The organism is Streptomyces diastatochromogenes (assembly GCF_002242805.1).
Lineage (GTDB): Bacteria > Actinomycetota > Actinomycetes > Streptomycetales > Streptomycetaceae > Streptomyces > Streptomyces diastatochromogenes.
Window position 1 is genome coordinate 778405 of the sequence record NZ_MCGQ01000007.1, and the last position, 12820, is coordinate 791224.

Here is a 12820-nt window from a genome sequence, read left to right on the forward strand (position 1 = left end):
ACCGTCGAGAGGAGCCCGACCGTGCAGCGGAAGGCGTACGTAACCGGCACCGCCGCCCTCCTCGCGGCACTGCTGGCCGGCTGCACGAGCGGTTCCGGCGGCGACAGCCCCACCGACAACGCCAACCCCGGCGACACCGGTACGGCGACGGTGGCCGCCCAGCCCGGCAAGTACCGCACGCTCCCCGAGCCGTGCGGTGCGGTCGACCACGACACCCTCGACTCACTGCTGCCCGGCATCAAGCAGCTCACCGACCCCGAGCAGCGGGACAAGGCGTACCAGGGCGAGGCCACGCTCACCTACAACACCGACCGCAGGGTCGGCTGCCGCTGGAAGGTGGAGTCCGCCGACGCCACCGACCGCCTCTCGGTCGACTTCGAGCGCGTGGTGTCGTACGACAACGCGGTCAGCGACGACGTCCAGGCGCAGAACCTGTTCCAGGAGAAGGAGACGGCCGCCGACCTGCCCGAGCCGAGCAGCGCCACCCCCAGCTCCTCCGCCGCCTCCTCCGCCACCTCGTCCACCACCGGCACGCCCACGCCCACGGCCACCGCGAGCGACGAGGCGTCCCCCTCCGGCACGGAGACCTCCCCCGAGGCCACTCCGACCGACCTCCAGCCCCGGGTGCTGTCCGATCTCGGTGACGAGGCGTATCTGAACGACCAGCTGGGCAGCTCCGGCTCGACCGCCGAACCGCGCACGGTGACTGTGGTGTTCCGCACGTCCAACGTCGTCGTCACCATCGAGTACGAGGAGCAGCCGACGGCCACCGGAACGGTCCCGGACAGCAAGGAAATGCAGGACAGGGCCCGTGATCTGGCCTCTCAACTGGCCGACACGCTGGGCGGCTGACCCTCGCCGGGGCCCGGTGTGCCGCCACTCGCAAAGCGCGGGAACGGAAACCGCACAGCTCCTTCACCGCGTACCGTGGCCCCGCAGGAACCCGCACGAACACCGAGCGTCACGAGTGAAGGAACCATGCAGCGAGCAGCCCAGCGAGACGACCGAGCCCGAGACCAGCGAGCCAAGCGCCTGCGCCGCGCTCTTGTCTGTGCGGCAGCCGTTCCCGCGGTCCTGATCACCGCCGCCTGCTCCTCGGACAGCGGCGACTCCAAGGACAAGAGCGGCGCCGGCGCCCAGCAGAGCGCGAGCAGCGGCTCCACGCAGCAGCCCTCGGCGAGCGCGTCCCCGACCGTGCAGGCGGCCGCGTACAAGAAGCTTCCCGAGCCGTGCGCGGTGTTGTCGAAGAACACCCTGACCGATCTGGTGCCGAAGGGCGCCAAGTCGGGCAAGGAGGGCACCTCCGACGACACCACCACCCGTTCCTCCTGCTCCTGGAGCAGCCTGGACAACAACGGCACCAAGGGCTCCCAGTTCCGCTGGCTGAACGTCTCCCTGCTGCGCTTCGACTCGGACGCGAGCCGCGGTCCGGGCGAGAAGCAGGCGCACACGTACTACACCCAGCAGGTCAGCGACGCGCAGAGCGTGTCCGGCGCGAAGAACACCAAGTCGCAGCCGGTCGCGGGAGCGGGCGCCGAGGCGACGGCCGTGCGCTACGACCTGAAGAAGAAGGAGGGCGCCTTCAAGCAGCAGACCGTGGTCGCCCGGGTCGAGAACGTGGTCATCACGCTCGACTACAACGGCGCCGGTCTCGCGGGCGAGAAGACGCCGGACGCCGACGATCTCGCCAAGGCGGCGGAGAAGGCCGTCAAGGAGGCGGTCGCGGCGATCTCGGCCGCCAACGGTGAAGGTTCTGCGGGCAGTTCCTCCACGAAGCCCTCTTCTTCCCCCTCCAAGTCGGCGTCGAAGTCGCCCTCCTCCAGCGCATCTCCGTCCAAGTCGGCCACCGCGAAGAACTGACCGGCGTCACGTTCGTCGCAGGCGTATGCCACTCTGTTGCGCGCAAGAACACGCAAGGGGAGGGGAGTACGAGTGGCCGCGCCAATGCAGCTGACTCGGATGCACCGGATACTCATCGGCGTGGTCGTCGCCGGCGCGTTGATCATCGCCGGCATCGGCTTCGCCGGTTCCTACGCGGCCGTCCGTGCACTGGCCCTCAAAAAGGGCTTCGGGAACTTCTCCTACGTCTTCCCGGTCGGTATCGACGCGGGCATCTGTGTCCTCCTCGCCCTGGACCTGCTGCTGACCTGGATCCGCATCCCGTTCCCGCTCCTGCGCCAGACGGCCTGGCTCCTGACGGCGGCGACCATCGCCTTCAACGGCGCCGCCGCCTGGCCGGACCCGCTGGGCGTGGGCATGCACGCGGTGATCCCGATCCTGTTCGTGGTCGCCGTCGAGGCGGCCCGGCACGCGATCGGCCGCATCGCCGACATCACGGCCGACAAGCACATGGAGGGCGTCCGCCTCACCCGCTGGCTCCTCTCCCCGGTCCCGACCTTCCTCCTTTGGCGCCGCATGAAGCTGTGGGAGCTGCGCTCCTACGACCAGGTCATTAGGCTGGAGCAGGAACGTCTCGTCTACCAGGCGAGGCTCCACGCCCGCTTCGGCCGAGCCTGGCGCCGCAAGGCCCCGGTGGAGTCCCTGATGCCCCTGCGCCTGGCGCGCTACGGCGTGCCCCTGGCGGAGACCGCACCTGCCGGTCTGGCGGCGGCGGGCATAGAGCCGGCGCTCATACCTCCGGCTGCGGATCTACCGCCGGTAGCCGCGGGCAGTCGTGCCGCCGGGGCGGCACAGGTGGGCGCAGCGGCACCTCGCAGCGAGCAGCGCCCCCAACTGCCCGGCCAGCGCACCGGGGAACCGGACAACATCCCGGACGAAGAGAGCCCCTGGTTCCAGGCTCCACGCGAAGTGGACTACCACGGCGGCTACGACCCCACCTTCGTCCCGCCCCCGGACCCCCAGTACATCCCCGAGGAGCAGTACGGGGACTGGTACGAGGAACAGCCCGTGGAGCAGTTCCAGCAGCCCTCCCCGGAGGACACCGGCAGCTTCCCCATCCCGGTGACCGCGAACCGCACCCGGGAGCTGGGCGAGGGCGGCGGCCCGCCGGAACCCGACGAGGAGGCCTTCTACCGGGTCTTCCTCCAGTCCATCGACGGCAGCTACCCCACCGCCGGCCAGTTCCGCGGTGACGTGGAGGCGACGTTCGGCACTTCCCTGCCGCAGCGCGAAGCCGAACGCATGGTCAACCGCTTCACCAACCGCCACACGGCGGAACTGCAGGACGACCACATCGCATAGCGAGAGCGCACAGGAATGAGCGCACAGGAAAGGGGGCCCTCCGAGGAGGGCCCCCTTTCCTTTACCGCTTACTCCCCGAGCAGGGCCCGCACCCGCTCCTGCCCCACCGCAAGCAGCAGCGTGGGCAGCCGAGGCCCGGTGTCCCGCCCGACCAGCAGGTGGTACAGCAGCGCGAAGAACGACCGCTGAGCCGTCTTGATCTCCGGCGGCAGCTCCTTGGGCGTGGCGTCGGCCGAGAACCCGGCCTGCACCTTGGGCACGCCGTACACGAGATGCGTCAGCCCGTCGAGCGACCAGTGCTCGGCAAGACCGTCGAGCAGCAGCCGTACCGACTGCTGGGACGCCTCGTCGAGGGACTTCAGCAGCTCCGCGTCCGGCTCGTCCCGGACGATGGTGCGCTGGTCGGCGGGGACGTGGGTGTTGATCCACGCCTCGGCCCGGTCGTACCGCGGCCGCGCCTCGTCCAGCGAGGACAGCGGCTGCTCCGGGTCCAGCTCGGAGAGGATCCGCAGCGCCTGGTCCTCGTGCCCGGCGGTGATGTCGGCGACGGAGGCGAGCGTGCGGTACGGCAGCGGACGCTCCGTCTTCACCAGCTCACCGGCGGCCGTACCCACGGCCCGCGTGTACGCGGCGACGTCGGCCGGCAGCGCGGACCCGTCGGCGACCTTGCCCGCCAGCTTGTCCCACTCGTCGTAGAGCCGCTGGATCTCCTGGTCGAAGGCGATCTTGAAGGACTGGTTGGGCCGACGGCGGGCGTACAGCCAGCGCAGGATCTGCGGCTCCATGATCTTCAGAGCGTCCGCAGGGGTGGGCACCCCACCGCGCGAGGACGACATCTTGGCCATCCCGCTGATGCCCACGAAGGCGTACATGGGCCCGATGGGCTGCTTGCCGCCGAAGATCCCGACGATCTGCCCGCCCACCTGGAAGGAGGATCCCGGAGACGAGTGGTCGACACCGCTCGGCTCGAAGATCACACCCTCGAAGGCCCACCGCATCGGCCAGTCGACCTTCCAGACCAGCTTGCCGCGGTTGAACTCGCTCAGCCGGACGGTCTCGGCGAAGCCGCACTCGTTGCAGGTGTACGCCAGCTCGGTGCTGTCGTCGTCGTACGAGGTGACCGTCGTCAGGTCCTTGCCGCAGTTGCCGCAGAACGGCTTGTACGGGAAGTACCCGGCGGAGCCGGAGCTGCCGTCGTCCTCGGACGCGGCGCCCGAACCCTCCTCGGCCTCCAGCTCGGCCTCGTCCACCGCCTTCTGCTGCTGCTTCTTGGCGGGAGACTTCTTCGTCCGGTACTGGGCGAGGATCGCGTCGATGTCGCCGCGGTGCTTCATCGCGTGCAGGATCTGCTCGCGGTAGACACCGGAGGTGTACTGCGCGGTCTGGCTGATCCCGTCGAACTCGACACCCAGCTCGGCGAGCGACTCGATCATCGCGGCCTTGAAGTGCTCGGCCCAGTTCGGGTACGCCGAGCCCTGCGGGGCCGGGACGGAGGTCAGCGGCTTGCCGATGTGCTCGGCCCACGACGCGTCGACGCCCGCGACGCCCGCCGGCACCTTCCGGTACCGGTCGTAGTCGTCCCAGGAGATCAGGTGGCGGACCTGGTGCCCGCGGCGGCGGACCTCGTCGGCGACCAGGTGCGGGGTCATGACCTCGCGCAGGTTGCCCAGGTGGATCGGTCCGGACGGGGAGAGACCGGACGCGACGACCACAGGTTTGCCCGGGGCCCGACGCTCCGACTCCTCGATGACCTCATCCGCGAAACGGGAGACCCAGTCGGTGGTCTCGGTGCTCTGAGCCACGATCGGCACGTCCTTCTTTCTGAACGGGGTGACACCCCATTCTCACAGACGGGGTTGCGTCGACGAAAACCGCTTTACCTCCCATGGGATACTGGCTGGGACTATCCATCCCCACGAGGAGAACGGCACCCATTCCTATGGCCTCGGTCACGTCCCTCAGCGATTCCGTCCAGCAGCACCTCGCGTCCGCCCTCTCGGCTTCCCTGCCGGAGGCCGCCGGCGCGGACCCGCTGCTGCGACGTAGCGACCGGGCCGACTTCCAGGCCAACGGAATCCTGGCGCTCGCCAAGAAGGCGAAGGCGAACCCGCGGGAGCTGGCCACGCAGGTCGTCTCCCAGGTCGCCGCCGGTGACGTGATCAAGGAGATCGAGGTCTCCGGCCCCGGCTTCCTGAACATCACGATCGCGGACCGGGCGATCACCGCGAACCTGGCCGCGAGGTACGCGGACGAGACGGGCCGCCTCGGCGTGCCGCTCGCCGCGGAGCCCGGCACGACGGTGATCGACTACGCGCAGCCGAACGTGGCGAAGGAGATGCACGTAGGCCACCTGCGGTCGGCGGTGATCGGCGACTCGGTGGTGCAGCTCCTGGAGTTCACCGGCGAGAACGTGGTCCGGCGCCACCACATCGGCGACTGGGGCACCCAGTTCGGCATGCTCATCCAGTACCTGGACGAGCACCCGCACGAGCTGGACCACAAGGGCGGCCAGGTCACCGGTGAGGAGGCGATGTCGAACCTCGACCGCCTCTACAAGGCCGCGCGGAAGAAGTTCGACTCCGACGAGGAGTTCAAGACGCGCGCCCGGCGCCGGGTGGTCGACCTCCAGGCGGGCGACCCGAAGACCCTCGCCATGTGGCAGAAGTTCGTCGACGAGTCGAAGATCTACTTCTTCTCCGTCTTCGAGAAGCTGGACATGGAGATCCAGGACCCCGACATCGTCGGCGAGTCCGGCTACAACGACATGCTGGCCGAGACCTGCCGCCTGCTGGAGGAGTCCGGCGTCGCGGTCCGCTCCGAGGGCGCCCTTTGCGTCTTCTTCGAGGACGTCAAGGGCCCGGACGGCAACCAGGTCCCGCTGATCGTGCAGAAGTCGGACGGCGGCTACGGCTACGCGGCCACCGACCTCTCCGCGATCCGCGACCGCGTCTTCAACCTGAAGGCGAACACCCTGGTGTACGTGGTGGACGCCCGCCAGGCCCTGCACTTCAAGATGGTCTTCGAGACCGCCCGCCGGGCCGGCTGGCTGAACGGCGACGTCACGGCGTTCCAGCTGGCCTTCGGCACGGTCCTCGGCAAGGACGGCAAGCCGTTCAAGACGCGTGAGGGTGAGACGGTCCGGCTGGTCGACCTCCTCGACGAGGCGATCGACCGCGCGTCGGCCGTCGTCCGGGAGAAGGCCCAGGACCTGTCCGAGCAGGAGATCGCCGAGCGGGGCGCCCAGGTGGGCATCGGCGCGGTGAAGTACGCGGACCTGTCCACGTCGGCCAACCGGGACTACAAGTTCGACCTGGACCAGATGGTCTCGCTGAACGGCGACACGTCCGTCTACCTCCAGTACGCGTACGCCCGTATCCAGTCCATCCTCCGCAAGGCCGGCGAGGTCCGCCCGGCCGCGCACCCCGAGCTGGAACTGGCGGACGCGGAGCGGGCGCTGGGCCTGCACGCCGACGCGTTCGCGGAGCTGGTGGCCGAGGCGGCGGCGGACTACGCCCCGCACAAGCTGGCGGCGTACCTGTACCAGCTGGCGTCCCTGTACACGACGTTCTACGACAAGTGCCCGGTCCTGAAGGCCGAGACCCCGGCCCAGGTGGAGAACCGCCTCTTCCTGTGCGACGTCACGGCCCGCACCCTGCACCGGGGCATGTCCCTGCTGGGCATCAGGACGCCCGAGAAGCTCTGACGCACACCCCTTAAGGTCTGTGGAGACACCCGTCTCCACAGACCGAAAGGCAGCCCGATGCCCGAGCGCGTCCCCGATCCGTCCGTGGCCCACTTCGGCGAGAACGGCATGCGCCGCTTCTCCGTGCCCGGCTCCTACGGGGTACAGCTGCCCGACGTGGCCCGCGAGGTACTGGCGACCACCGGGGTCCCGCTGCACGTGACGCCGTACTTCACCGCGGCGGGCGACACCGACGGACTGACCCTGGGCATGACCGCCGGACACGCCGGGCTGCCCGCTCCGGTCGGCCGGGACAACTGGCTGCGCATCGGTACGGACCCGCTGGCCCACCTGTGCGTACGTCCGGACGGCACGGTGCAGGCGGTCTTCCTGACGCAGGAGGACGACGACATGTTCGTCAGCTCCGACGTCACCGCCTTCAACGCCTCCCTGACGGCCCTGGACCGACGGCTGCCGGTGATCGCCGCCTCCACGAGCCTCCCGGTGGCCGCCGCCGCGTTCCGCGAACTCAACGCCGAGCTGCGGCAGATCGACGCCGCCGCCTTCGAGGACCGCGAGAGCTGGTGGCCGAAGGTGCTGGACGACGTACGGCACACCCTCAACTTCCCGTTCTCGTCCGCGTTCGAGTACGTCGACGCGACGGGCGCCAAGCAGATCGTCACCGACGCGACGGGCCCGGGACGCGCGCACCCGGAGGAACTGGTCTGGCAGCGCCTGCGGGCCGAGGGAGTCGCACCGGAGAGCGTCCGGCGCGTCTACTGCGAACTGGAGCCGTGCATGATGCCGGGCCACTACTGCGCGGTCTGGCTGCAAGCCACCTTCCCGCACGCGGAGTTCACGCACAGCTTCGACTACGGCGCCACTGCGGAGTCGCGCGAAGACGGACTCAAGGAGTTGATCACGTACGCGGCGGAGCAGGCGGGTGGCCGGTGACCGAGCTGCAGTGGTCCCGCCCCGCAGCGGGACGTGAACCGGCCGCCGCAGCGCTGCTGGCGTGGCTGGCGGACGCGGACGCACCGCGCCTGTGTGTCGTCACCGGCAGCGCGGGAAGCGGCAAGTCGGCCCTGCTGGCGTGGCTGATCGCCCACGGGACGCGGGAGGGGGTGCAGCGGGAGCGCCGGGTGCACGGTTTCGTGCCGCTCGCCGGCCAGACCGCGCTGACCACCGCCTGGACCCTGGCCGAGCAGCTGTCGGTGGCCGCCCGCACCCCGGGCGAGCTGGCGGCGGCGCTGGCGGCCGACAAGCGCCGTACGGTGATCGTGCTGCCGGAGCTGCACGCGGCGGAGGACCCGGGACATGTCACCGAACTCGCGCTGTTGCTGCTGGAGTTGCCCCACGTCCGCCTGATCGTCGAGGCACGCGGCGACACCAGCGAGGCCCAGACCCTCTCGGCCGCCCACTCGGCCGTCATGGACCTCGACCAGGCGCAGTGGACGGACCCCGAGCGGTACGCCACCTGGGCGGCCACCCGGCCGACCCACCGCCACACGGCACCCGAAGGTCCCACGGACGACATCGACCTGGACGATCCCGCCGCGGTCTGCGCCGCGGACCCGTGGCAGGTGTCCATCCGCTACGAACGCTCCGGGGACGGTCACGGCGGCCTGCGCGCGGCGTGGCTGCGAGCGGGGGCGTCCCTGACCCGTGAACAGACGCCGGCGGACCGGGCCGTCGTGCTCCAGGCGGCCCTGGGCGACGACGCCGACCCGAGACTTCCGGAGAGGCTTGCCGGCCTGGCCGCAGGGTCCGCGTGGCAGGTCGTCTGGCGCAGGGTGCGCGGCGATGTCCGCCCGCCGTGGCCGGGACCGGCACGAGCGCTGTCGTCGGGGCGCGGGGCGCTGGTCGTGGCCGATCACCAGGGCACGGTCCGCCTGCTGGCCGAGACCGACGCCTCCCCGCTCGGCCGACTGCCGGAGCCGGTGCATCAGGCGCGCGCTGTGGCCGCCACGCCGGACGGCGACGTACTCGTCCTGGACGCGCAGGGCATCCTGCACACCCGACGGAGCCCCTCCGCGCCGAGAGCCACGGGCCTCTCGGCGCTGCTGGACGACGGCCCGACGCTCCTGGACCGCCTGCTGGAGGCTGCGGGGGCCCGACTGGCGGGATCGGCCAAGGCATTGGCATTCTCCGATGGACTGCTCACCATCGGCGACGCCACAGGCCGGGTGCACGCCTTCGCGGAAGCCGACGCCGAGCCGGGATCCTTCGCGGTCCGGCTGCACGAGGCCGAGGTCACAGCCCTGGCGGCACTGCGCCTCACGGTGTCCGAGGACGGCCCCGGCATCCCCCTGATCTACAGCGGCGGTGACGACGGAACCGTACGGGCGTGGAGCCCCGCGGCCGAGCCGCTCGGATCTCCCGTCCGGTCACGACCGTGCCCGGTGACGGCGCTGGCGGCCGCGACCACGGACACCGGGCCGGTGCTGGCCATCGGTTGGGCGGACGGCCTGGTCGAACACCACACCTTGGACGAGGACGGCATGGTCCGCACGTACTGGCCTGGAGCCCCGGTGCACTCGCTGGCGCTGACCGGCGCCGGAACGCTCCTGGTCGGCACGGACGAGACGCTGGTGTGCCTGCGCCCTGCCTGAAGCCATCAGCTCCCGTTGTCACAGTCACGCCATAGACCCCATAGACACCCTTGCCCTCCAACACCCGCCCCCCGTTAGGGTTTTCCTGCTCATACGATGATCAGGAGGGTGAGGGGGCATCACGGGGGATGGGCTACACACTGCCTGGCTGGCTGGACGAGGTCCTGGACTTCATCGGCATCAACTTCCCGAACGTCGACGAGGACGACTACCGCGAGATGGCCGACGCCATGCGGGACTTCGCCGACAAGTTCGAGGGACACGGGGCGGACGCGCACAAGACCGTGGAGGCCATCCTGGCCTCCTCGCGGGGCTGGGCCGTCCACTCGATGCAGTCCCACTGGTCCCAGGTCAAGGCGGGCCACCTGGACAAGATCCCGGAGCTGGCCCGCCTGTTCGCCGACGCCTGTGACGTCGTCGCGGACATCATCTTCGGCATGAAGACCAAGGCCGAGGCCGAACTCGCCATCATGGCGGGCTCAGTGGGGCTCTCGGTCGGCCTGGCCGTCTTCACCGGCGGCCTGTCCGCCGTCATCGGCGCGGCGGAGACCGCGGCCATGCGGCAACTGGTGAAACGCATCATCGACGAGGCGGCCGACCGGATCGTCGACGAGCTGCTCGCCCGGGTCACCGAGCCGGTCAACGCCAAGCTGGAGGCGATGATCGAGGACGCGGTCCTGAACCTGGCGGAGGACGCGTTCTCCCTGCCGCCGGCTCCTGGCGGCAGCGGCGGTGGCGGCGGACACGGCCACGGGCACGGCGGCATGCAGCTTGCCTCGGCGGGGGGCGGATCCGGCATGGAGCTGGCCTCCGCGTCCGGCGGTCCGGGCGCGGGCGGCGACCTTCACATCGATCACGAGGAGTTCGAGAGCGGGGCCGGCAAGCTCTCCTTCCACGGCAGCGAACTCCATCTGAACAGCTCCGCCCCGCTCGGCCGCGCCAAGGGCGCCTTCGGCCGCACCAAGGGAAAGGACCCCTTCACCCAGGCCTTCGACTCGGTGCTGCACGGCGGCCTGAAGGGCTGCGAGAAAGCCCTCGGCAAACTCGGCAAACACGTCGGCGAGACGGTCCCGAACCGCGCGAAGGCGGTCTCGCGGCTGCACAAGGGCAACGACAACGAGGTCGGGCAGCGGGCCAAGCGGATCAAGACGTGGAAGGACGGCGAGGACGCCGAAACGCGCACCTACCTGTTGAACGCCGACGGGTCCGTGCAGCGACTCCACGCCGACGGCGGCACCGCAACCCTCGACGATCACGACAGGAATCGTCTCCATGGAATCGTGGGGGACGACGGAAAATTCTATATTCCGGATACGCCCAAGGCAAAAGCAGAATTCCATGCCGAGAGCAAGCACCCCGGCAGGGCGAAGTCCGAAAAGATCGACGCCTCCACCAGCGATCTGGCGCGGGCCACACAGGCGGCTCGTGTCGCCCGCAGCGACGGCGGCGGAACGAACTATGCCGCAGGCCGCTATGTCGACGCGGTCGGCCGGGAATCAATTCTCGTCGGCTACAGCAACAAGCGAGGGCATTCCGAGCGCATGATAGGGTTCCCCATCCTGCACTCGGGAAACAAGGACAGACTCGAGGAAATATTCACAGAACGGGAACCCTGCAAAAAGAACCCGGTGTGCGCTCGCTGGCTGGATTACCATTTCGGATCGGATCTCAAGGTGACCCATGCAGCGGATTACTACGACGAAGCCGGAAAAACCACCAACAAGCAACACAACCAGTATGTGAACGGCCTGAAGAAGACCCTCGGCCTATAAGTGTCGCGCTAGGATGCATCCGTGAACTTTGCAGTGACCCCCACCGACATGATCGCAGCGTACGGCCTGACCGACGTGGTCTATTTTCCACAATCCCCGGCCGGTGAATCCGTCGACTCGCGCGCATTGACCCTCCTCAGTTCGGTGGGACTTCCGCACTCCGAAGTCTTCACGTCGAAAGAGGATCCGGCGGACCCGTACGAGCCGGGATTCGACCCGACCGTCATCGGCAGCCGCTTCGATCACTACGGTTTCTCCTGTCCGGAGGAGAGCCGGACCTGGTGGGTGCTGGGCTACCTCTTCACCTCCCTCATCGCCCTCGACCCGGAATCCGGAAAGGTGTACGCCTTCCCGGAGAGTGAAGAGCAGTACATCCTCCTCCACCGCGATGTCGAATCACTGCTCTTCAGCCTCATCGAGTTCCGAAAACTAGAGGTCGATCACGACAACGACGTCGACCCGGAGGAACTCGCCGAACGTTTCAGGCACGTGGTCGGCGCCTTCGATCCCACACCGTTCGCCGACGAGGAATCGCAGTGGAACCTGTCCCTCGAAGAACTGGAGAACGGGCTCTGGTAAGTCCCTGTGCTCTCACCTATGCGCGTCGAGAAGTTCCTGGGTGTGGCGCATCAGGGCCTGCCGCACCGACTCCGGAGCGAGGACGCGCAGCGGGGTCGCCAGGCCGAGGAGGTAGCGGGCCAGGCCGTCCGGGTCGGGGCCGCCGATGTCCACGAGGGTGGCGTTCGGGCCGTCGGGGCGATGGGTGCCGACCGTTGCCGGGATGAGCCGTACCGCCTGGTGCAGGGGAAGGGGCAGGCGGATGGTCGCGGACAGGGGGTAGGGGCCGTTCGCGATGTTGCGGGAGACCAGGAGCGCCGGGTCGGGCGGGTCGGTGAGGTCCGCCGGGTGGCCGGTGGGCTGGAGGCGGTCGACGCGGTCGGCCCGGAACGTCCGCCACTGGGCCCGGGACACGTCCCGCGCCACGAAGTACCAGCGTCGCCCGGTGTGGACGAGCCGGTACGGGTCGACGTCCCGGACCGTGGCCCGTCCCTCCCCGTCGGTGTACGACAACCGGGCGCGCTCACCCCGCCGGCAGGCCACCGCCAGCTCCAGCAGCAGGCCCGGCCTGATCTGCGCCCCGTCGGCCCCGGGCAGGCGTACGAAGGCGTCGTCCAGTTCCCCGAGGCGGTCCGCGATCCGGCGTGGCAGCACCTGCCGCAGCTTCAGCAGTGCCGACAGGGCCGCCTGGTCGCCGCCGAGCGCGTCGCTCAGCGCCGCCTCGCGGAGCCCCACCGCCACGGCCAGCGCTTCCTCGTCGTCCAGGATCAGCGGCGGCACGCGGGAACCGGCGCGGAGCCGGTAACCGCCCCACGGCCCCGCCTCGGAGTCGACGGTGTAGCCGAGTTCCCTGAGCCTGGCGATGTCCCGACGCACCGTGCGGTCGGTGACCTCCATGCGCTCGGCCAGTTCCCCGCAGGTCCAGGACGGCCGGGACGACAGCAGGGACAGCAGCCGCAGGAGGCGGGCGGACGAGCCGATCACGCTCGGAAGTC

At 69.7% G+C, this 12820-nt stretch carries 10 protein-coding genes; 8 read left to right on the plus strand and 2 right to left on the minus strand.

The genetic code is table 11. The annotated features are described in order from the left end of the window. Window positions 1–21: 21 nt before the first annotated feature. From BEK98_RS08165 to BEK98_RS08175, 3 genes are all read left to right on the plus strand, one after another. On the plus strand, window positions 22–852 hold the full coding sequence (locus BEK98_RS08165; RefSeq protein WP_094215685.1) for a hypothetical protein: 831 nt from the start codon (window positions 22–24) through the stop codon (window positions 850–852). Between the two features lie 126 nt (window positions 853–978). Next, window positions 979–1860, plus strand: a complete 882-nt coding sequence (locus BEK98_RS08170; RefSeq protein WP_107428261.1) for a DUF3558 domain-containing protein — start codon at window positions 979–981, stop codon at window positions 1858–1860. A gap of 99 nt (window positions 1861–1959) precedes the next feature. Next, the gene (locus BEK98_RS08175) at window positions 1960–3201 is read left to right on the plus strand and encodes a DUF2637 domain-containing protein (protein WP_244201777.1); all 1242 of its coding nucleotides are present in this window, start codon (window positions 1960–1962) and stop codon (window positions 3199–3201) included. A 68-nt stretch (window positions 3202–3269) separates the two neighbouring features. On the opposite strand, the gene lysS is transcribed toward BEK98_RS08175, so the two are convergent. Then, on the minus strand, window positions 3270–5012 hold the full coding sequence (gene lysS / locus BEK98_RS08180) for a lysine--tRNA ligase (protein ID WP_094215686.1): 1743 nt from the start codon (window positions 5010–5012) through the stop codon (window positions 3270–3272). Window positions 5013–5140: 128 nt separating this feature from the next. On the opposite strand from lysS, the gene argS reads away from it, so the two are divergent. The 5 genes from argS (at window position 5141) to BEK98_RS08205 (ending at window position 11846) form a co-directional block, all read left to right on the plus strand. After that, window positions 5141–6904 (plus strand): arginine--tRNA ligase, encoded by a 1764-nt coding sequence (gene argS, locus BEK98_RS08185; RefSeq protein WP_094215687.1) that lies wholly within the window; start codon window positions 5141–5143, stop codon window positions 6902–6904. 57 nt (window positions 6905–6961) lie between these two features. Continuing rightward, the gene (locus tag BEK98_RS08190) at window positions 6962–7837 is read left to right on the plus strand and encodes a nucleic acid/nucleotide deaminase domain-containing protein (protein WP_094215688.1); all 876 of its coding nucleotides are present in this window, start codon (window positions 6962–6964) and stop codon (window positions 7835–7837) included. Continuing rightward, the gene (locus tag BEK98_RS08195) at window positions 7834–9495 is read left to right on the plus strand and encodes a WD40 repeat domain-containing protein (RefSeq protein ID WP_094215689.1); all 1662 of its coding nucleotides are present in this window, start codon (window positions 7834–7836) and stop codon (window positions 9493–9495) included. The genes BEK98_RS08190 and BEK98_RS08195 overlap by 4 nt, the downstream gene beginning before the upstream one ends. Window positions 9496–9623: 128 nt before the next feature. Next, the gene (locus BEK98_RS51260; protein WP_167444099.1) at window positions 9624–11267 is read left to right on the plus strand and encodes a WXG100-like domain-containing protein; all 1644 of its coding nucleotides are present in this window, start codon (window positions 9624–9626) and stop codon (window positions 11265–11267) included. Between the two features lie 33 nt (window positions 11268–11300). Then, window positions 11301–11846, plus strand: a complete 546-nt coding sequence (locus BEK98_RS08205; protein WP_094215690.1) for an SUKH-4 family immunity protein — start codon at window positions 11301–11303, stop codon at window positions 11844–11846. A 12-nt stretch (window positions 11847–11858) separates the two neighbouring features. Here BEK98_RS08205 and BEK98_RS08210 read toward each other — a convergent pair whose 3' ends face one another. After that, on the minus strand, window positions 11859–12809 hold the full coding sequence (locus BEK98_RS08210) for a helix-turn-helix transcriptional regulator (RefSeq protein WP_094215691.1): 951 nt from the start codon (window positions 12807–12809) through the stop codon (window positions 11859–11861). Window positions 12810–12820 lie beyond the last annotated feature (11 nt).